This is a genomic window from Hyunsoonleella aquatilis (genome assembly GCF_014270105.1).
GTDB lineage: Bacteria > Bacteroidota > Bacteroidia > Flavobacteriales > Flavobacteriaceae > Jejuia > Jejuia aquatilis.
The window spans coordinates 577,320-596,874 of sequence record NZ_JACNMF010000002.1 but is presented as its reverse complement, the minus strand read 5'-3'; the positions used below and the strand labels follow the sequence as shown (position 1 = coordinate 596,874).

The window sequence follows — 19,555 nt, the reverse complement described above, 5'->3', positions numbered from 1 at the left end:
ATTTCAAATCTTCAGAATGTTAGCAACTTATTCTTCTTTTAAACCTATTACCCAGGTACTTCTTAACTCGGTTACAGAAAAAGAGGAGGTAGCCAATGCAAATGCTTTGGCCTCGTTATACCAAGAGCTATTAGAATCTGTGATAAACTCAAATTCTTATGGCGATACAGCCCCCACGCATTTAGATGGTGGCATTGCGCTATCATCACAACATGCTTTAGATTGTCTTAAGGATCCCCTTCGAACGGTTCGATTTATCAAATCAGCATATCAAGCATTGCTTGAATCTTTTAATCGTTTTCCAAACGAAAAAATAGAACTTGTTTATGCCGGTTGCGGTCCTGCAGCGCCTATTATTATGCCAATGCTTTGCTTGTTTAAACCAGAGCAAGTATCCATAACCTTATTAGATATTAATGAGACTTCCATTAATTCAGTTTCAGCTTTAATAAATGCTTTAGGTGCAAAAGCGTTTTTTAGATCAATACGCCTTGAAGATGCCATACATTATGCACACCCTCCAGAACTGCCTCTACATATCGTGCTAAGCGAAACCATGGATAAAGCCCTAACCAAAGAGCCCCAAGTAAGAATCACTCAAAATTTGGCGCCACAACTAATAGATAATGGTGTTTTTATACCTGAATCCATAGATATATACACAGAGCATTCTTTTTATTCAAAAGAACCTTATTTCGATATTTATAAGAACGTTTTGGAACTTGAACCTCCTTTTTTATCAAGAGACAAGCAACTACTTTTTAGTATTTCAAAGGACATTCAAAATCAAAAAGAATTTGAATATACTTCTGTTCTAATTGATGTGCCAAGTAATTTTATTGACACTCCTGATATCTGCATCTATGCTGAAATCAAGATATTTGACAATCAATGTTTGAAAAAAAGCCAATCATTGATTAGTAATCCATTTTGCGTAACTTCCCTATATAATGTAAAGGGACAGTTTTATGTTTTAGCCTATACCACCAAGGGTATTCCAAAGTGGTATTGTTTAACAGCTATTTAGCTCCTCGAAGGAAAAACACCTTGTAAAGCAATAATATAATTAACAACTTGATATGGTTGCATGTTGTTTACAGGCACACTTGAACCTCCTTGAACAGAAGCGCTATTAAGCGTTATATCTGGTGTTGCTGTATTAAATCCGTTGGAAGGATCAAACGACCTGCCATCCAATTTTCCTGGTGTTGCAATACTTGCGCCATTGGTTGCTGCGCTTTGCGTGGCATCAGCAGAACTTACCTTAAGTGGTATTGCAGGTAAGTTGCTATTGTTTAGTGTATTGGTTTCTGAGCCACCTTTTTGCCCAAGGGTTTTGGGAGATAGGCCCGGGCCAGCTCCATCATGCACGGCAACGCGTCCTCTTAAATCAGGTAGCGCGAAGGTTGTTCTTCCATCACCTCCGTAGGTTGTGCCTAAAATTGAAAACAAAGCCTGATTGCTAGAGATAGCCAATAACTGGCCATCGCAAAGCGCCCAACCCCTTGGCGCAAAGTTGCCTCCAAACATTATAATTTGTCCTATAAATGGTTCCATGGTGTTTTTCTTGTTTGGTTAAAAAGTTGTGTTCTATAGTTTTTATTATGGACTGTCTTATTAACTCCTGGAAGGAAAAATTCCTGTCAAAGCAATAATGTAATTAACTACTTGAAATGGTTGCATATTATTTATAGGTGTACTTGAACCTCCTTGAACAGACGCACTGTTAAGTGTTACATCTGGTGTAGCCGTATTAAATCCATTGGAAGGATCAAACGACCTACCATCCAATTTTCCTGGTGTTGCAATACTAGCGCCATTGGTTGCTGTGCTTTGAGTGGCATCAGCAGAACTTACCTTAAGTGGTATTGCAGGCAAATTGCTGCTGGTTAGCGTATTGGTTTCTGAGCCGCCTTTTTGCCCAAGACGTCTATCTGTTAAGCCAGGACCATTACCTGCATGCACAGCAACGCGCCCTCTTAAATCAGGTAGTCCAAAGGTTGTTCTTCCGTCACCCCCATAAATCGTACCTAGAATAGAAAACAAAGCGGTATTTTGGCTTATTGGTAATAATGTGCCATCGCAAAATGCCCAACCTCTTGGGGCAAAGTTGCCTCCAAACATAATAATTTGCCCTATAAATGGTTCCATAATTTAAAATTTTAGTTGGTTAGTATTTAGTGATAAATTGAATTCTATTTTAGATGTATTTAATCCTGTATTCATTTTAGGAAATAGCTTGGTTTCCCCTAAAACATTTTGGCTTTCCCAATGTTTAGATGAAATATGAGCTCCAAAATTATTAAAGAGGAGTTCTGTAAAAAATTCAGTTTCTTTTTTAGATACTTTAAAATAAATACGGTGTAGTTTACCCGGTTCGCGATTAGGCCAATCACTGATAAACTTATAGCGCCCGTTACTATCTGTGTACATTTTACCACGATGTCTATATTTAGTAGAGCCAGGTGATAGATGCCAAACTTCAATTTTTGCATTCGAAATTGGTAAGTTTCCACTCGAATTATAGAGAGTGCCTTCCACCGAAATAGATTTTTCAGTTAAAAAAGAAGTGCGGAGGTCTGTCTTACACTCGGTATAAGGGTTGTAACCTTCGAAAGGGCTTTCTGCATTCGATAGGGCATGTAACCCTGAGGAAGCAGAAACAATGGCCATACCGGTAGTCGCCATGGCCGTATTGCGTAAAAACAGCCGTCGGGATAATTTATTTATCATAATACTGATATTTTTAGGTTTACCATAATTGGTTTTATGCTTAGCACTAACTTTAAAACATTAAGGCATGATTACGCATCTACAATTGCAATATACCAGTGTAGGTGAATGACTATTAGCAAATAAGGATTTGGGGGAAAGAATATTTAATCTTAAAATACCGATTTTATATATTCTCCTATTACCTAAAATGAAGTATTTTAAAATGTTAATAGCTTTCTAAAATAATGGCATTTTAAGACAATTCCATTCTTTTTCTTAATTTTTCGTTAAAACACGAATTTCGACCTATAAAGGGGTAAAAGTGATAAACTTAAAATGAATATAATACCTATGAAAAGCGGGGTACAGTTCATAACAAATTGAAATAGTAATAATTAGGTAAAGAGTGGATTTAAAAAGGACAAAAACGCTAAACATAGGATTGAGCGAATAACCTCTTTAAAACTCAAAAGATAACAGCAGCTTTTTTCAGTCTATCCATTTATCCAAAGTCTCAAAAAGTTCTTCTTTAATCACAGGCTTTGAAAGGAAGCCCACACAGCCTTTATTGAAGCATTTTTCCCGTTCGTCTGGCATGGCATAGGCCGTTTGCATAATGATTTTGGCATCGGGATTGATTTTCAGGATCTGTTCCATGGCGTCGATACCGTTCATTTCGGGCATTCGGATGTCCAATAGAATGACGTCTACATCTGGGTTACTTTTATAAGTGTTTACAGCCATTTTTCCTGTGTTTGCAAAGAGAATATTGGCTCCAGTATTTTTCAAAACTACCTTGAACAACAATTGAATTAGCGAGTCGTCCTCGGCAATTAAAATAGTCCTATCCTTCAAAAAGCTTACCCTATTCGTCGTTTCGGGTTGCCTACTCTCCTTTTTTAGTTGGGTCAACTTTAATGGTATGGTAAATTCAAATTGTGTGCCTTTTCCCAGCTCAGAGGATACTTCGATATATCCGCCCAAAATAGTGATTATGCCTTTGCAAATGGCTAGTCCAAGGCCAGTGCCACCGTATTTAGCATTGTTTTCATAATTTATCTGTTTGAAGCGCTCAAATATTTCGACCTGCTTGCTTTTATGAATGCCGATGCCCTCATCTTTTACAAAGAATTTCAGATAGTCGTTTTCCACATCAAACCCAAATGATATTTCGCCCACATCCGAGAACTTTAGGGCGTTGTTCAACAGATTGGAAATGACTTGCTGTAAACGTTGTGCATCGGTAACAATCACCAAATCATTATGTTCTTCAGGTACAAAGGACTTAAAGGTAATATGGCTTTTCTGCTTGACCAATTTTAATTGATTGTATGTGATTTCCAGATTGTTGATCAAATTAGCAATGTGACATTCCTTGTAGACCATCTTAATTTCATTCGATTCTATTTTTGAAACATCGATGATATCGTCAATCAGGTTAAGCAGTTGTTTGGAATTATTGTCTATAATTTCCAGATATTTCAATCTGTCTTTTTTAGATAAATTGTCGTTTTTGAGCAGTTCAGAAAAGCCTAGGACGCCGTTCATAGGGGTTCGGATTTCATGGCTCATGTTGGCCAAAAAGTAGTTTTTATGAATGTTGGCCGCCTCGGCAATTTTCTTTGCATTGATAAGCTCTTCTTCGTTAAGCTTTTGTTGGGTAATTTCCTGTGCTGCACCTCTTAGAGCAATGATGTCTCCTTCTTTATTTCGTACAGCTTCACCATGCGCTAAAAGCCAACCAAAATCACCATTTTCCTTTATCATTTTGAGTTCCAAGTCATATGGTTCTCCAGTGGTACGTGTTTTTTCGACCGCTTCGGAAAGCCTGTTCCAACTTTCTTCATCAAATAGTTTCATATGTTCGGTGTAGGGCGGTGGAGGCAGTGAAGAATCGGAATTGTAGATGTCATACAGTTGTTTGGTCCATCTAACTTGGTTGGTATCTAAATCCAAATACCAGCTTCCAACTTTGGTGATTTCCTGAACTCGTTGCAGTTCATCCTTACTTCTTTTAAGGTCTTCTTGGTTCTTCTTAAGGTCGGTAAAATCTGAAATGGTGCCTGCAAATTCTCCCTTCCTGGGGCAGAACGTATTGACATAAAAATATTTGCCCAATGGTTCTACATAGCCCTCAATGGTTTGGTCTTTTCCTGTCAAGGCCGTTTCTCCATAGCTTTTTATCCAATTGTTGGGGTCATCCTTTAAGTTTGGTAAAAATTCCGAGATTCGCCTGCCAATTATTTCATCGGCTTTCAAACCCGTAATTTTTTCGTAGGCCGGGTTTACATCAATATATTCCCAATCAACGGGTTCGCCAGTTTTATCGGTTATGATTTTGGCATGAATAAAACCTTCATTTAGGTGTTCAAATAGTTTATGGTACTCATTGTCTTTCTGGGCCAGATCTTTTTCAGCATCTTTTAGCTTGTTGATGTTATCAAAAGTGATTACCACGCCATTTATCGCTTTATTTGCTGTAATAAATGGGCTAATGCGTTTTAAATAGAAATTGTGGTCTCTATCCTGAACCTGTTTTTCTACGGTAATTAACTTCTCCAACACCAATTTGGAGTCTTCAATGATTGATGCCCGAATGTCCTCATCAAAATTTGATGTAAAGCTGGATATGGTCCGCCCGAGGTCACTTTCCTGGAGGTTAAATACATCTTTTAGGGCGGGGGTGAATTTCCTGATGCGCAAATCGGTATCCAAAAACAAGGTGGCAATTTCGGTATTATCCAAAAGATTGGTAACATCGTTGCTCAAATTGGTTAGTTCCTTGTTTTTTTCCTGCATTTCGGAATTAACGGTGTAAAGCTCTTCGTTTACCGATTGCAATTCCTCGTTCGTACTCTGTAATTCCTCGTTTGACGCCATCAGTTCCTCATTGGAGGATTGCAGTTCCTCGTTGCTTGTTTCCAGCTCCTCAATAGCATTTTGAAGCTCTGTCCGTACTACTTTAAGCTCGTTCTCAAGGTCTTCCATACGCTGATTGGAGAGCTCGTCAATGGCGATATTTTTGATAATCAACGGATCGTTTTCCTTTACATCTTTATCTTCGCTAAATTCAATGAGGTAGCAATCCTGAAAATTGTCGGTGTCCTCAGGTTTATGAAATGTAAGGTCAAATTTTAAACTCGATTTGTCTTTTTGATACGCCACACCCTTTACTATCACATCTTTCTCTTCGGAATTTAGCCTTCTGATGCCCGTTCTTATAGTAGCGGCAATTTCAGGTGTTACCGATTTCAACAGATTACTTTGAAATACCCCTTCGCCAAACGAAAGTTTTTTACCGGCGTCCCCGTTAATAAATAGGATATTAAAATTATCATCTATAAAAATCGATGAAGGGCTGAACTTTTTACTTAGGTATTTATGAAAAACCGAATCGGGGTTTTCCCTGATGGCCGCATACTTTGGCGTGAATACAGGCGAAGTAGGTGTTTTATAACTTAATGTATTGATGCGCTCCCTGGCGTTACTTTGTGACGGTATCTGCTTTACGTCTGAAATATTTTGGAAAATCTTCCATTTTACATCAACAGGCTTAAAGTATTTTATGCTTTCGCCCAAGGATTCACTATTTCCTAAGAACAGGTAGGCGTGCTTATTTAAGGCAAACTGAAAGTTCTGCATCACTTTCTTTTGGATTCCATTGTCCAGATAGATCAAAAGGTTTCTACATGAAATGAGATCCATCCGAATAAATGGAGGATCCTTTATTAAGTTATGATTGGAGAACACTATTTTTTCCCGTACCCTTTTAATAATTTGAATTCGATCCCCCGTTTTTACGAAATAGTGGTCTAAATACGGTTTTTCAATTTCGTTGACAATATTGATAGGGTAAGTGCCCGTTCCTGCAATAGGCAATGCTTTTGCATCAATATCGGTAGCAAAAATTTTAAAATCTATATTGAGCTTGTGAGTATTTATATAATCATCCAACAGGATGGCAATAGAATATACTTCCTCGCCAGTAGAACATCCCGCAATCCAAACGCGTATGGTTTCCTGCTCTTCTTTGGATTTACAGACTTTGGGGATGACCTCATTTTTCAGCTTTTCAAAGGCCTCAGTATCTCTAAAAAAACGGGTTACCCCAATCAGGAAATCTTCCTTCAAAGCCTTTTTTTCATCTTTGTTACTGGATAAAAAAGTAGCATAATCAAAAAGATGCTCAATATTATTGATGTTCATACGCTTTTGAAGTCGCCTTAAAAGTGTATTCTTTTTATATTCCCTAAAATCTATTCCTGAGTATTTATAAACAATGGTAAGGATATCGTTAACAATGGACTCGTTGGATTTGTCCTCATGGAAGTCCTCCGTAATCAATTGCCTATTAAGGGGTTGTTTATGAAAAAACTCGGCAATCTTTTTGGTATCCAAAACATAATCCACCATGTTGGTCAAAATAGCCGAATTAGGCATGCCGTCAAACTGGGCAGATACTGGTTCCTGCACTATAATGGTACCACCACCTTCCTTTATGGTTTTTATACCCCTGGAGCCGTCCGATCCAGTTCCGGAAAGTATCACCCCAATGGCGCGTTCCTTGTACTCTTCTCCCAAAGTGTGGAAAAAGATGTCAATGGGCAAATTTAAATTGTGTTTGGGCCCTTTGTCTAATAAATAGAGTTTATCCCTCTTAATGTGGAGGTTTTTGTTTCTCTGATTTAAGTAAATAGAGTTGGGTTTAATTACCTGCTTGTCCTCAGCAGTGTAAATCGGCATGCTAGTGTGCTTACTTAGCAATTCTGGCATTAAGCTTTTAAAATCAGGTGAGAGATGCTGAATTATTATAAACGCCATACCAGTGTTGTCGGGGACGTGATCAAAAAGGGTTTGTATAGCATCCAAACCGCCAGCTGAAGCACCAATACCAACAACATACAAGTTGGTTTTTTTATTCTTCATCGAAGGATTATGTCGTAAGTCTCTAAAATAATGAATTTTTGAAATAAAATCTGACTTCTGTCATAAAAAATCAGAAATTTATTTAGTAAGAGCCAAAAATTGCTATTTGTAAAAATTCATCTCGTCCAAATACTGCCATACTTTTTGTGGCAACATTGGATGTACGTTTTTCCCCGATTTTATTGATTTTCTAATAAAGGTAGAAGACAGTTCCATGATTGGGGCATGGATGACATGGATTTTTTCGTGGTCGTCAAATTGAGTACCATCGTCGTCCTTATAAATTCTTGGATAGACATAAATGTGGTGGTTTTCCAAAATCACCTCATAATTTTTCCATTTATGGAAACTCTTTAGATTGTCGCTTCCCATAATTAGGGCAAATTCCATATCGGGATATTTTTCCTGCAGATGCGCTAGCGTATTAACGGTGTAATTCGGTTGAGGTAAGCCAAATTCAATATCACAAGGCTTGAGTTTTGTGTAATCCTCAGTGGCTCGATATACCATTTCCAAGCGCTGATAATTGTCCAATAGCGAACTTTTCTTTTTAAAAGGATTATGGGGCGTCACCACAAACCAAACCTGATCCAAATCGCTATATTCCGCAAAATGATTGGCAATTACCAAATGACCAATATGGATGGGGTTAAATGAACCGAAATAGAGCCCAACTTTCATAAAACTTATTCTATAATGAAATCTCGCACTTGTTTCTCGGCATCTTCCAGGGCTCTGTCCAAATCGTCGTTAATAATGATGGTATCGAACAATGGAGCAGTGGCCAATTCGGCAGACGCTTTGGCCACCCGCATATTGATTTTATCCTCGCTTTCGGTCTTACGTTTTTTTAGGCGAATTTTAAGTTCGTCAATGCTTGGTGGCTTCACAAAAATGGCAAGGGTTTCTTGGGGAAACTTACGTTTAATGCGAAGACCTCCAGAAACGTCAATGTCGAAAATCACATTTTTGCCTTTGGCCCAAATCCGTTCCACTTCAGTTTTTAACGTGCCGTAAAAGTTATCGCGGTACACTTCTTCCCATTCCAAAAACTCACCACTTTTTATTTTGTTTTTGAATTCTTTTGTTGACAGAAAATAATAGTCTTTTCCATCTTCTTCATTGCCACGTTTTTTTCTCGAAGTGGCCGAAATTGAAAACTCCAAGTTCAAATCTTCAATATTCAATAAATGCCTTACGATAGTAGTTTTTCCAGAACCGGATGGTGCTGAAAATACGATGAGTTTGCCTTGTTTTTTGATTTCTTTTTCACTCATAAAATACTGCTAACTGCGACTGTCAACTAAATTACAGTACATTCAATAACTGTTCCTTAATTTTTTCAAGTTCATCTTTCATTTGGACCACCAATTGTTGCATGGGGGCATAATTACTTTTTGAGCCAATGGTGTTGATTTCCCTACCGATTTCTTGACCAATAAATCCTAATTTTTTTCCGTTGGAATCTTCAGAATTAATGGATTCTGTAAAATAGTTTAAATGGTTTTCCAAACGCACTTTTTCTTCGGTGATATCAAACTTTTCAATGTAATAGACCAACTCCTGCTCAAATCTATTTTCATCGTATTTTTCCCTAAGTTCCTCAACGCCTTTTAATAAACGTTCCCGCACGGCCTCCACACGCTCGGGATCTATTTCAATGACTTTTTCCAATAAGGCGCGAATTGCAATAATCCTTTCTTTAAAATCGGTCTCAAGGACCTTTCCCTCATCCAGCCTGTGGTCTATCAAATCCTTTGTGGCATTATTGATTTCAGTTTGTATGGCCTTCCATTCATCTTCATCAATTTCCTCTCTAACCGTATTTAAAGCATCTGGAAATTTAACAGCCATTCGCATCAATTCCAGTTCATCGCCTTCAACGATATCCTTCAACTGATCCATATATTGTTTTACCACAGGGGTGTTCAATTGTGTAGAGGTATCCTCCGCAGTAGCTTCCACGTAAATGGAAAAATCAACTTTTCCCCTTACCAATTTGTCTGCAAGCAGTTTTCTTATCGCTAATTCCTTTTCCCGATAAATAGAAGGCATTCGGGCATTTAAATCTAAATTCTTGCTATTGAGGGATTTGATTTCAATCGTAATTTTTTTGGTGGGCAGTTGCAAAACAGATTTTCCATAACCTGTCATCGAGTAAATCATAAACGTCTGTTTTTAGATATGCAAAGGTAAATAAAACTAAAGAACGGGAGGGGTTTAAAACGCTCTAATACTCACACGATTCGGGTTTGTGTTTTACATAGTAAGATTTATAGTTTTTTGCCTTTTGGTCCATGCAACCGCATAAATCGAGCAATTCGATATTTTTGAAATCGATGGGATGGCTTTCCGCTTGAAGCGCAATATAGCCTTCCGTAACGATTTTGCCCGTTTGGTCTTTCCAATCTGTGGGGTTTATGCCCCAATCTTTCCAATGCTCTCCGTTGTAATGCCCGTTCGCTTCGAATGATCCAATTTGAGGGCGTGTAAATTTTAAAACGGTATCGTTTTCTATTAGAAAAGCCATGGATTCACCACCCAAAACTAGCGCTTCGGCATGTACCCAATTGTTGCCAAAATAGGTTTTGGAGTTTGATCTGATGCAGTGTTCGTAGTTGATGGTATCGCTCATAACCACTGCCGTACCAGGTGTACAAACGTTTCCAGTGGGTCTTTGTTTTTTGTCATTTAAGCCTCCAAGAAGTTGCAGTTCTACTGAAACGGGAAAGTTTTGATCAAAGGCATTACTTTTTGCAGACTGGGAATGTAACATGACGCCACTGTTGCGAACATTCCAATGGGCACCACCCTCGGTTTGCTCTCCGGTGAACCTATAGTCAAACCTCAATTTGTAATAGGAATAGGGTGTGTTGTAATAGATATGCGCGAATTTATTGTTGAAAGTTTTATAGTCGTCATACTTTATTCGAAGCATGCTGTCCTCAACCACAAAAGTATTTTTGTAATTGACGTTGAGGTCTTCCCCAGTAAATTTTATGGTCCAATCAGAGAGGTCTTTGCCGTTAAAAATTGGCATCCATATTTCTGAATCAGTATTTTGAAGCGCCGTTTTCTTTTCTGATTTGCAAGAGATAGCTATAAAGATGGCAATAGTAATGGCTAGTTTAGTTTTCATATGGACAAAATCAAGGTGAATTATACGAGAAAAGTACAAATAAAAAACCTGTTACAGTGAATTAACAGGTTTTGGGCTCAAGGTAACAGCCTTGACTTTATTTGAAAGCGATTAATATAGCTACATTCCTTACTTCGAACTCGCGTTAACTGAAAAGAAGTGTTTAAGGATTCTAAAATTGGGCGTCCAGAAAAAAATGTCGCACCTGATAGTCAAAGATTTCAATCTGTTTTTAGTTAAGACTCATTTCTCCCCTGTAATAATCAAGAATCTTTACCCGCAACACATATTCGTACTTCGCCTGGTTTAAATTGAGTTTAGCACTGTCTACATTATTTTTACTGATAATATAGTCTACAATATTTGAGACATCGTTATTAAACCTTACTTCGTTGATGCGGAAGGATTCCTCATAAGCTTTTACCTGTTCCGTAAGGGTATTGTAAACGCTATAGGCAGTTTCCATGGAAATATAGGCTTGTTCAATAGCTTGTTTGAAACTTAATTTTGTGCTTTCCAATTGGATTTTAGAATCTTCCAATTGGATTTTTTGCAATTTCACATTATTTCTCGCCTGAAATCTATTAAACAATGGTATCTGTACAGACAACCCGACTACGGTACTTAAGTTATTCTCAAATTGGTCTTCGTAACTGATTTTATTGCCCGTAAATTGGGTTTTGTTTTGCAAGACAGGGTAGTCTTGATTATCAATGGTTACAAAATTTCCTGTTTCTACGGTACTTGTGCCTGTTTCCGTAAACGTTTCGGCCAAACTGGAGTAATTGGTATTTAGTCTGCTAAACACCGATATCTGGGGATAGTAATTAGATCTAGCTACTTTAATATTGCTCTTAGCGGCGTCAATTCTATATTGTCTGGCTTTAAAAGTGGCTAAATTTTCTAGGGCATCTTGATAGACTTGGCTCACTGAAAGCCCATAAACTTGTGGCTCAAACAATCCTGATAAATATTGAATTTGTGCTTCCGTTTCAACTTCAAGATTTAATAACCTTGAAAAGCTTATTATTGCAGCTTCCAAAGTGTTTTGTGCGTTTAACAGGGCAACTTTATCAGATGCGTACTGTCCTTGCATATTGGTGTAATTCGCTGGATTGCCTACACCTTCATTGTAATTATCTTCCAAACGCTCTAATTGCCTTTCGGTTACCTCCATTCTGGCTTCTATAAGAGCGAGCATATCCCGGCTATTTAGAATTCTAATATATGCTACAGTAACATCAATGATTAAGTTCTGAATAGTTTCTTCTTGCTCCATTTCGGCAGCCCTCAGGTTAAATTTATCCCGTTTAATTCTATTAAGCGCATTAAAACCGTTAAAAAGGGTTAGATTCAAATTCATCCCAAAATTAGAGAAGGTAAATTCACTATTACTATAGGTATTCGTAAACGGGTCAATACTTCTTCCATTGTTAACCCCAATATTGTAATTGCCATTTAAGTTTGGTAAAAGCTGATTTAGAGATTGTTTAAAGTTAAGTTTTGAGGATTTTGTGTCTAGTTTTGAGCTTTTTACGTCCAGATTGTTTTTTATGGCAATGGTAATGCAATTGTCCAAAGTTAAATTTGCGGCCGAATCTATCTGTGCAAACCCGACCGCAATACTTAAACTAAATAAACAAAAAAGAACAATATTTTTTTTTCTCATAATGTTGCGTTTACAACCATCCCATCTTTTAAATGAATGGTTCTTGAACCATAAGCGGCATTGCTTTCAGAATGTGTGACTTGAATAATAGTGACCCCTTCTTCATTCAATTTTTTAAATAGTTGCATAATTTCTTCTCCTTGAGCTGAATTTAGGTTACCCGTAGGTTCATCAGCCAAAATTAATTTTGGGCTAGACACCAAAGCTCTTGCTATGCCAACTAATTGTTGTTGTCCGCCACTTAGCTGCGATGGAAATAAATCTTTTTTTCCCACAATATTGAATCTATCCAGCATATCGGCTACCATAGCTTTTCGTTCTGCTCTACTGTGTTTTTTGTATAACAAGGGCGTTTCTATGTTTTCGTACACTGTTAATTCGTCAATTAAATGATAGGATTGAAATACAAAACCGATGTACTCTTTATAAAGGTTAGCGCGGTGCTTCTCTTTTAAATTATGAACAGGCTCTTCTAAAAAAGTGTACTCTCCTTCCTTAAAATCATCAAGCATGCCGATAACGTTCAATAATGTTGTTTTTCCAGAACCTGATGGCCCCATGATGGATATAAATTCGCCTTCATTTACAGTTAAATCAATGTCATTTAATAAGAAGACCCTATTTCCTCCTGAGTTTACCCATTTAAAAAGTTTTTTTATTTCTAATATCATGTTCTGCTCGTTTTATAATGATTGATTTTTTTATTAAATACTATAACAGTAACATAGTGAATACTGTGCCGTTTCTGTAACCCTTTAAAAACAAGCAAATTACAATGATTCCATTAATTTAAGGTGTATCGAAATCGATACAATAGTGTTCTATATCATAACACTTTGAGCTTTATAGTGTAGAGCTACAAACTTTAAAATATTCATAGACTATTTAGGATTGTTAAGTGTTATTTATGAAAAGTAGTGGGGTTTAAGTATTAACTTTTCGAATATTCATTTAAATAATTCTTCCAAGTTTTTTGGCCTCAGCATCTTTACTTGCACCATATATCATTCCAAGTACCATCCCAATCCCTGTTCCAATTGTCAATCCCATACTTGTTCCCAAGGCAGTATCAAATACTACTCCAATTGACAAGCCTATTACCGGGCCGAAAATTATTCCATAAACCATTCCCTTTTCTGTATAGTACTTTTCAGTAGTGAAAGAAAATTCGTTTTTCAGAAATGCTCTAAATTCAGAAAATTTCTTTTCGTAGTATTTTTTTCTGTTTCCCTTAGCCTCTTTTAGTTTTAATGAAGAAAGCTTTTCTTGAATTAATTGCAATTGGTTTTCAGTTAAGTCTTTCTTTTTTAAAGAAGACAATATTCTGATGAAGCCATTATAAATTCGTTTTTCAGATTTTTTATCCGTTTTGGATAATAAGGTGCTTAATAATTCTAAGGTGTCATCTATGTTCATATTTTATCTCGTTTATTTTAATTAGGTTTCGAAATGATGTTATTAAATAGTTGCGTATCATTTTTAATGGTTTTTAATAAAAAATTACTCTTCTTTTAACTTTACTATTGGGTTTAAACGCAACAGCTTTAAAATCTTAAAGAGTATTGTTATTGAGGATGCTATAAGAATTAATACTAAAGCGGTTATAAAAATATTTGGGGTTAAATCTATTCTATAAGTAAAGTTGTTAAGCCATTTGTTTAGTACAGCATACGCAATGGGCATGGCTATAACGAAAACCCCCAATAATATGATAACGTAATCTTTAATGAGCAGTTTTACGATATCAGCATATTTTGCTCCAAGCACTTTTCTAATGCTTATTTCTTTAGCCAATATCTCTGCCGTAAAATTTATAATACCAAAAAGCCCAAACAAAGCAACTAATATGGAGACTATGGTAGCTAGTAACAATAAACGGCTCCGTTTGTTATCGGCTTTATAAAAACGTTCAGCTTCTTTATCCATAAAAAAGATGTTAGCTGGTCTTTCGGGTTCGTATTCTTTTTGAATGGCTTCTAGTTGTTTTAAAGCTACTGCAGGGTTTCCAGAATATTTAACGGTTAGGTTGCCTATTCTCCAAAACGGATTACTCCAACAGGTAAGTACCATGGGCTTTATTTCATCGTATAATGATTGGAAATGGATGTCTTTTACTACGCCAATAACATTAACCTTTATGGTATCTCTGCCAGTTAAGTAAACGGTTTTTCCAATGGGATTATCTGTAAGGTTAAATGCTGTAACGGCTTTTTCGTTAATGATAATATCATCAACATCGACGTCTACATTACCAGAAAAATTTCTACCCTCAACAAGCGTGATACCATATGTGCTTAACCAGTTTTCATCAACCCCAAAATGAAATATATCTTGAGGGTCTTGGCCTAAATTTTTGGTAATTCCAACTGTATTTAAAGACCATGGGTCGAACGGTACGCTAGACGAAGCTGAAACTTCAGAAATATTTGAGTTGGCGGTTAATGTTTGGGATATGGTCTTAAAGTGGCTCCTTACCGGGCCTCTGGCAACCTCTAAAGTCATTAATTTGTCTTTGTTAAAACCTATGTCTTTAGACTGTACGTAACGTAATTGTTTCAACAAAACAATAGTACCAATAATAAGCATTAATGAAATACAGTATTGAAAGGCTAAAAACCCTTTCCTTAACTTTTGCCCTTTAAAAACAAAGGCTTTTTTCATTAACATTAAATTACCCGATGTTGCAAAATGAATTGACGGAATGATAGATGAGGCAAGCCATACTGTAACAAATATGATAGCGTGATAAGGCCATATGCTAAAAATTGTTTTAAGGGTAAAAGCTTTATCAACAAAACTATTGAACTGGTTTAAACTGAGTATTATAATTGTAATGGCCAATAGGTATGCCAGTAGTGTAGTAATAAAAGCTTCGGCATACAACTGCTGGATTAATTGTTTTCTGGATGCACCAATTGCTGTTCTAACACCCGCTTCTTTACTTCTTTTAATGGCTTGTACGGAAGAGAGGTTTATATAGTTAAGCCCGGAAATAATTATAATTAATATCCCAACCAATAGTATAACATTAACATAAGTTTTATTGTTAAATGGCAATGTAATTGGAGGCCCCCAATCTTCATAATTGATGTGTTTTGATTGAAAATGAAAGTCTTTTATATTCTGCAAGTAAAAATCATGCTTATCTCTAATGCCTTCTTTATAATGTTTTTGGAGGAAGGCTTCCTTCTTTTTCATTATGGATGCTGTATTGGCACCTTCTTTTAATAGCAACCAAGTCATGACAATCCTATCGTCCCAATCCTTTAGCCAACGCGCGTTAAAAAAGTTTAGACTTCCCCAATGGTCATAATTGGAAACATATAGTGAACTAAACTGATATGATGAGTTCTTAGGCATATCTTTAATGACTGCCATAACTTCTATAGATTCAAATCGTCTAAAAGAATACACATATTTTCCTACTGCAGATTCATTCCCAAATAACTTTTTAGCACATGTCTCGGTTAATACTAATAAAGCACTGCCGTTAATTTCTCTATTTAAATTGCCTTCAACTACTTCAAAGTCCCATATCTTAAAAATGCTTGGGGAGGTTGCCGTATAATTTTTTTCATCAAACAGGTTGTCCCCATATTTTAAAGAATTAGTCCCTAAGAAGATAAGATTTGCCGTTTCCTCGATTTCAAGAAATTCAGATTTTAGAGCTCCAGCAACCTGATGGGATATTAAACTTTGGTATTGCGCATCGTTTTTCTTGGTATTGTCTTTTTCGTAAACCCTATAGATTCTGTCTGCTTTAGAATGGTAGGAGTCTACGCTATATTCGTCTTGAACATATATAAGAATGAATAATAAAACTGCTATGCCAAGCGCTAAGCCAATAATATTGATGGAATAATTAGCTTTCTCTTTGGCAAAAACCCTAAGTGCGATTTTAAAATAATTACGAATCATAGTTTTATATATTTAACCGAAATGGATTCAGCAAGGGTTAATAGTTTATTCTTCCCGTAAAATTGTTGCTGGGTTATACCTTAAAATTTTTAATACGAAATACATCATGTTACCTGTGGATATTAAGAGTATTACAACAACTGGAGCTAAAAAGCTTATACTTTTTAGTTCTATTTGATAGGCAAAATTGTTGAGCCATATTTTTAGTAAATACCACGCCAAAGGCACTGCTATAAATGAAGCAATAGCAATAAGAATTAAAAAATTCTTAGATATTAATGCGAAAACGGTTTTGCTATTGGCGCCAAGAATTCTCCTTACGGCTATTTCTTTTAATTTTTCAGTTACGGTTAGCGATACCATGGCAATAAGTCCCAAATTAGCAATGATAATTGCCAATAGCGTTAATGCATTAAAAATGCTACCAAACTGTTGGTATTTGGCGTATTGTTTGTTAAAGTAAGTATCTGAAAAATAGGTTACAAATGGGTCTTCTGGATAAATAGATTTCCACTTGGATTCAATCATATCAAGTGACTTACTAATATCTTTAGTATTCAATTTTGCTAGGTAGTATCCAAACTCAAATGGGTGTCTATTTATAAAGCATACTGGCGCTATAGGTTCTGATAATGACTTAACATGAAAATCTGCTACTACACCAATTATTTTCCATGTACGATTTCTTCTTTTTATAATTTGATTAATGGCATTTTCAGGATGTTTAAAACCTAATAGTTTACTTGTTTTTTCGTTTATTATAAGTTCTCTTTTTGGTCTGCCAATTTCTGGTTCAAAATTTTTACCAGCCAAAAATTTGGCATTATAGACACTAAAAAAGTTCTCATCTATTGCTCTTCTTTTTATTTCTCCTTGTATATTTTCTCCAGTAGACTCAACAGTAATTTCATTAAAGTGCCCCATTGTTTCTTCCCCAGGAACATTTAAACATGATGCTACATTACGTACAGAAGGCATTTTAAGAAGCTCCTCCTTAAAACGTTTAAACCTCCTTTTTTTGTTAGCAACTTGTTCTTCATCATTCCAGGTAACATTTAAAGTCGTTGGCCCTTGCATTACAAGGACTTGTTCTGTATCAATCCCTAAATCTGAATTCAGCATGAAATTAATTTGTTGATATACTATAACCGCGCCAATTGTTAGAAAGATAGAAGCAGAAAATTGAATAGATAGTAGTATCCTTTTAACACGATTGTTATTGGATTGACCATTGACTATTTTTCCTTTAATAGCCGTAATAGGGTTAAAAGAAGCTAGTATTACTGAAGGATAAAACCCAATACAAACGATACAAAACACAAAAAACAGCATAGCGTATAACCAAAACTGAGCGATGTAAATAAAACTGAAAGACAACGTTACTTGAAACAATTGTTCTAAAAAGGGGTGGCAGGCAACAGTAATGAATATGGATAATACCAACGCCAAAAGATTCAACAAAAATATTTCTGTTAAGTATTGCATTCTGAGCTGATTTTTTGAAGCTCCAATTGTTTTTCTTATACCAATATTTTTAACTCTATTTAGAATAAGAGAGATGTTCAGGTTTATAAAGTTTATAAAGACAATAACCAGAATGGCAATGCCTATTCCCAGAATAATGTAAATGTGGCTGAGACTGCCATTAATTTCAAACTCATCTGCGTAATTTGATGTTAAGTGTATGTCTTTAATAGGTTGTAATTTAAATGCTAGACGTCTTCCTCCATTTTCTTCAGGGTTTACATATTTTTTAGCTAATTGGTTTAATGAATTCGTTACACTTTGCGGATTTGCTGATGCATCTAAGGATACATAATTATAGTCATAGTTATTGTTCCAATTACCTTCTTCTTCCATCCAACCATAATGAACAAAAGTTTGCAGGCTATTTAAATAGTCATATTTTAAATGCGTATTCTTTGGAGCGTCTTTTACAATTCCAGTAATTACAAAGGGCATGCCCTCATTTACTTTAACACGTTCTCCAATGGGGTTTTTATTTCCGAATAATGCCCTAGCTTTAGATTCGGAAATAACCATTTTTAAAGGCGAGTCTAAAGCAGTATCTGGGTTTCCTTCTATAAGTAGCCCTTTAAAAATCTTTAAAAAATCCTTATCTACCCAAAATACACTTTGGTTGGCAATTTTTTTATCATCTGTTCTTATTAAGCACTTTTCACGATATGTTCTTGATGCATAGTTTATACCTGGAATTTCCTCTGGAGCTACTTGGGCTAGTCTATTGGGTCCTTTTGCTCCCTCGTAAACAAGGTCTTTATTATTATGGCGAATGGTTACTACCCGGTATACACTATCTGCTTTTTCTATATGGTTCTCATAAGAGGTTTCAAAATTTAAATAACCAAGTATTAAAATACAGGCCGAAAACCCCAATACTAATCCAACCATATTTATGGTTGTAAAAAAAGTTTCCTTTTTAAAATTTCTTAGTGCGATTTTTAAGTAGTTGCTTATCATGGTTTCTTTTAAATTAGACTATTTTCAGCCACTTTTTGACCGTCTAACAAGCGTATTATGCGATGTGTAAACTTTGCATCATGCTCACTATGCGTTACCATAATAATGGTGGTGCCTTGGGCATTTAGCTCGGTTAAAAGCTCCATAACCTCATTACCGTTAGAGCTATCTAGGTTTCCTGTGGGCTCATCAGCCAATATCAATTTGGGATTATTAACTACCGCTCTGGCTACGGCTACACGTTGTTGCTGACCACCTGATAACTGTTGCGGAAAGTGTTTTCTACGGTGCATAATCTGCATTTTCTCCAACACCTTATGCACACGTTCTTTACGCTCCGATTTTTTTACTCCCGTATAGATTAAGGGTAATTCTACATTTTCAAAAACAGAGAGTTGGTCTATTAAATTAAAACTTTGGAATACAAAACCGATATTGTGCTTGCGAAGGTCGGCACGCTTACGCTCGTTGTAATTGATTACCTCTTCACCGTTAAACATAAAGCTACCGCCATCGGCATCGTCTAGCATTCCAAGGATATTAAGGAGTGTTGATTTTCCACAGCCCGATGGTCCCATTACGGCAACAAATTCACCTTTTTTAACATCAAAAGACAACTTGTTTAAGGCTATGGTTTGTAACTCTTCGGTTTTGTAATATTTCTCTAAATCTGTAATTTTTATCATGATTTATATTTTATTCTTTTT

The 19,555-nt window shown here is 36.1% G+C and carries 15 protein-coding genes; 1 reads left to right on the top strand and 14 read right to left on the bottom strand.

The window, feature by feature from the left end:
• The first annotated feature begins 16 nt into the window (after positions 1-16).
• Complete coding sequence (locus H7U19_RS08070) at positions 17-1,027, top strand: SAM-dependent methyltransferase (RefSeq protein ID WP_186561107.1); 1,011 nt, start codon at positions 17-19, stop codon at positions 1,025-1,027.
• On the opposite strand, the gene H7U19_RS08065 is transcribed toward H7U19_RS08070, so the two are convergent.
• From H7U19_RS08065 to H7U19_RS08000, 14 genes are all read right to left on the bottom strand, one after another.
• A complete protein-coding gene (locus tag H7U19_RS08065; RefSeq protein WP_186561105.1) occupies positions 1,024-1,557 on the bottom strand; it encodes a phage tail protein in 534 nt (177 codons plus the stop codon). The two genes, H7U19_RS08070 and H7U19_RS08065, sit on opposite strands and share 4 nt — an antisense overlap.
• A 60-nt stretch (positions 1,558-1,617) precedes the next feature.
• Entirely contained in the window at positions 1,618-2,151 is a 534-nt protein-coding gene (locus H7U19_RS08060) for a phage tail protein (RefSeq protein WP_186561103.1), read from the bottom strand.
• Between the two features lie 3 nt (positions 2,152-2,154).
• Positions 2,155-2,733, bottom strand: coding sequence for a hypothetical protein (locus H7U19_RS08055; protein WP_186561101.1), 579 nt, complete (start codon positions 2,731-2,733; stop codon positions 2,155-2,157).
• Between the two features lie 471 nt (positions 2,734-3,204).
• Positions 3,205-7,641, bottom strand: a complete 4,437-nt coding sequence (locus H7U19_RS08050) for a chemotaxis protein CheB (RefSeq protein WP_186561093.1) — start codon at positions 7,639-7,641, stop codon at positions 3,205-3,207.
• 102 nt (positions 7,642-7,743) lie between these two features.
• Positions 7,744-8,322 carry a nicotinate (nicotinamide) nucleotide adenylyltransferase gene (gene nadD, locus H7U19_RS08045; protein WP_186561091.1) on the bottom strand — a complete coding sequence of 193 codons (579 nt, stop codon included), beginning with the start codon at positions 8,320-8,322 and terminating at the stop codon, positions 7,744-7,746.
• 5 nt (positions 8,323-8,327) lie between these two features.
• Positions 8,328-8,918, bottom strand: a complete 591-nt coding sequence (gene gmk, locus H7U19_RS08040; RefSeq protein ID WP_186561089.1) for a guanylate kinase — start codon at positions 8,916-8,918, stop codon at positions 8,328-8,330.
• A 31-nt stretch (positions 8,919-8,949) separates the two neighbouring features.
• Complete coding sequence (locus tag H7U19_RS08035) at positions 8,950-9,807, bottom strand: YicC/YloC family endoribonuclease (protein WP_186561087.1); 858 nt, start codon at positions 9,805-9,807, stop codon at positions 8,950-8,952.
• 64 nt (positions 9,808-9,871) lie between these two features.
• Positions 9,872-10,780, bottom strand: a complete 909-nt coding sequence (locus H7U19_RS08030; RefSeq protein WP_186561085.1) for a 3-keto-disaccharide hydrolase — start codon at positions 10,778-10,780, stop codon at positions 9,872-9,874.
• 232 nt (positions 10,781-11,012) lie between these two features.
• Positions 11,013-12,449, bottom strand: coding sequence for a TolC family protein (locus H7U19_RS08025; protein WP_186561083.1), 1,437 nt, complete (start codon positions 12,447-12,449; stop codon positions 11,013-11,015).
• Positions 12,446-13,120: an ABC transporter ATP-binding protein gene (locus H7U19_RS08020; protein ID WP_186561081.1), complete on the bottom strand. Its 675-nt coding sequence runs from the start codon at positions 13,118-13,120 to the stop codon at positions 12,446-12,448. Before H7U19_RS08020 ends, H7U19_RS08025 begins: the two co-directional genes overlap by 4 nt.
• Positions 13,121-13,400: 280 nt before the next feature.
• Positions 13,401-13,865, bottom strand: a complete 465-nt coding sequence (locus tag H7U19_RS08015) for a hypothetical protein (RefSeq protein ID WP_186561079.1) — start codon at positions 13,863-13,865, stop codon at positions 13,401-13,403.
• Between the two features lie 84 nt (positions 13,866-13,949).
• Positions 13,950-16,367, bottom strand: coding sequence for an ABC transporter permease (locus H7U19_RS08010; RefSeq protein ID WP_186561077.1), 2,418 nt, complete (start codon positions 16,365-16,367; stop codon positions 13,950-13,952).
• A 45-nt stretch (positions 16,368-16,412) separates the two neighbouring features.
• Positions 16,413-18,848 (bottom strand): ABC transporter permease, encoded by a 2,436-nt coding sequence (locus H7U19_RS08005; RefSeq protein ID WP_186561075.1) that lies wholly within the window; start codon positions 18,846-18,848, stop codon positions 16,413-16,415.
• 8 nt (positions 18,849-18,856) lie between these two features.
• Complete coding sequence (locus tag H7U19_RS08000) at positions 18,857-19,534, bottom strand: ABC transporter ATP-binding protein (protein WP_186561073.1); 678 nt, start codon at positions 19,532-19,534, stop codon at positions 18,857-18,859.
• Positions 19,535-19,555 lie beyond the last annotated feature (21 nt).

What these genes read in the sequence shown, in the direction of transcription:
- H7U19_RS08070 (WP_186561107.1), top strand. Translation starts at nt 17, where the DNA reads ATGTTAGCAACTTATTCTTCTTTTAAACCTATTACCCAGGTACTTCTT.
- H7U19_RS08065 (WP_186561105.1), bottom strand. Translation starts at nt 1,557, where the DNA reads ATGGAACCATTTATAGGACAAATTATAATGTTTGGAGGCAACTTTGCG.
- H7U19_RS08060 (WP_186561103.1), bottom strand. Translation starts at nt 2,151, where the DNA reads ATGGAACCATTTATAGGGCAAATTATTATGTTTGGAGGCAACTTTGCC.
- H7U19_RS08055 (WP_186561101.1), bottom strand. Translation starts at nt 2,733, where the DNA reads ATGATAAATAAATTATCCCGACGGCTGTTTTTACGCAATACGGCCATG.
- H7U19_RS08050 (WP_186561093.1), bottom strand. Translation starts at nt 7,641, where the DNA reads ATGAAGAATAAAAAAACCAACTTGTATGTTGTTGGTATTGGTGCTTCA.
- nadD (WP_186561091.1), bottom strand. Translation starts at nt 8,322, where the DNA reads ATGAAAGTTGGGCTCTATTTCGGTTCATTTAACCCCATCCATATTGGT.
- gmk (WP_186561089.1), bottom strand. Translation starts at nt 8,918, where the DNA reads ATGAGTGAAAAAGAAATCAAAAAACAAGGCAAACTCATCGTATTTTCA.
- H7U19_RS08035 (WP_186561087.1), bottom strand. Translation starts at nt 9,807, where the DNA reads ATGATTTACTCGATGACAGGTTATGGAAAATCTGTTTTGCAACTGCCC.
- H7U19_RS08030 (WP_186561085.1), bottom strand. Translation starts at nt 10,780, where the DNA reads ATGAAAACTAAACTAGCCATTACTATTGCCATCTTTATAGCTATCTCT.
- H7U19_RS08025 (WP_186561083.1), bottom strand. Translation starts at nt 12,449, where the DNA reads ATGAGAAAAAAAAATATTGTTCTTTTTTGTTTATTTAGTTTAAGTATT.
- H7U19_RS08020 (WP_186561081.1), bottom strand. Translation starts at nt 13,120, where the DNA reads ATGATATTAGAAATAAAAAAACTTTTTAAATGGGTAAACTCAGGAGGA.
- H7U19_RS08015 (WP_186561079.1), bottom strand. Translation starts at nt 13,865, where the DNA reads ATGAACATAGATGACACCTTAGAATTATTAAGCACCTTATTATCCAAA.
- H7U19_RS08010 (WP_186561077.1), bottom strand. Translation starts at nt 16,367, where the DNA reads ATGATTCGTAATTATTTTAAAATCGCACTTAGGGTTTTTGCCAAAGAG.
- H7U19_RS08005 (WP_186561075.1), bottom strand. Translation starts at nt 18,848, where the DNA reads ATGATAAGCAACTACTTAAAAATCGCACTAAGAAATTTTAAAAAGGAA.
- H7U19_RS08000 (WP_186561073.1), bottom strand. Translation starts at nt 19,534, where the DNA reads ATGATAAAAATTACAGATTTAGAGAAATATTACAAAACCGAAGAGTTA.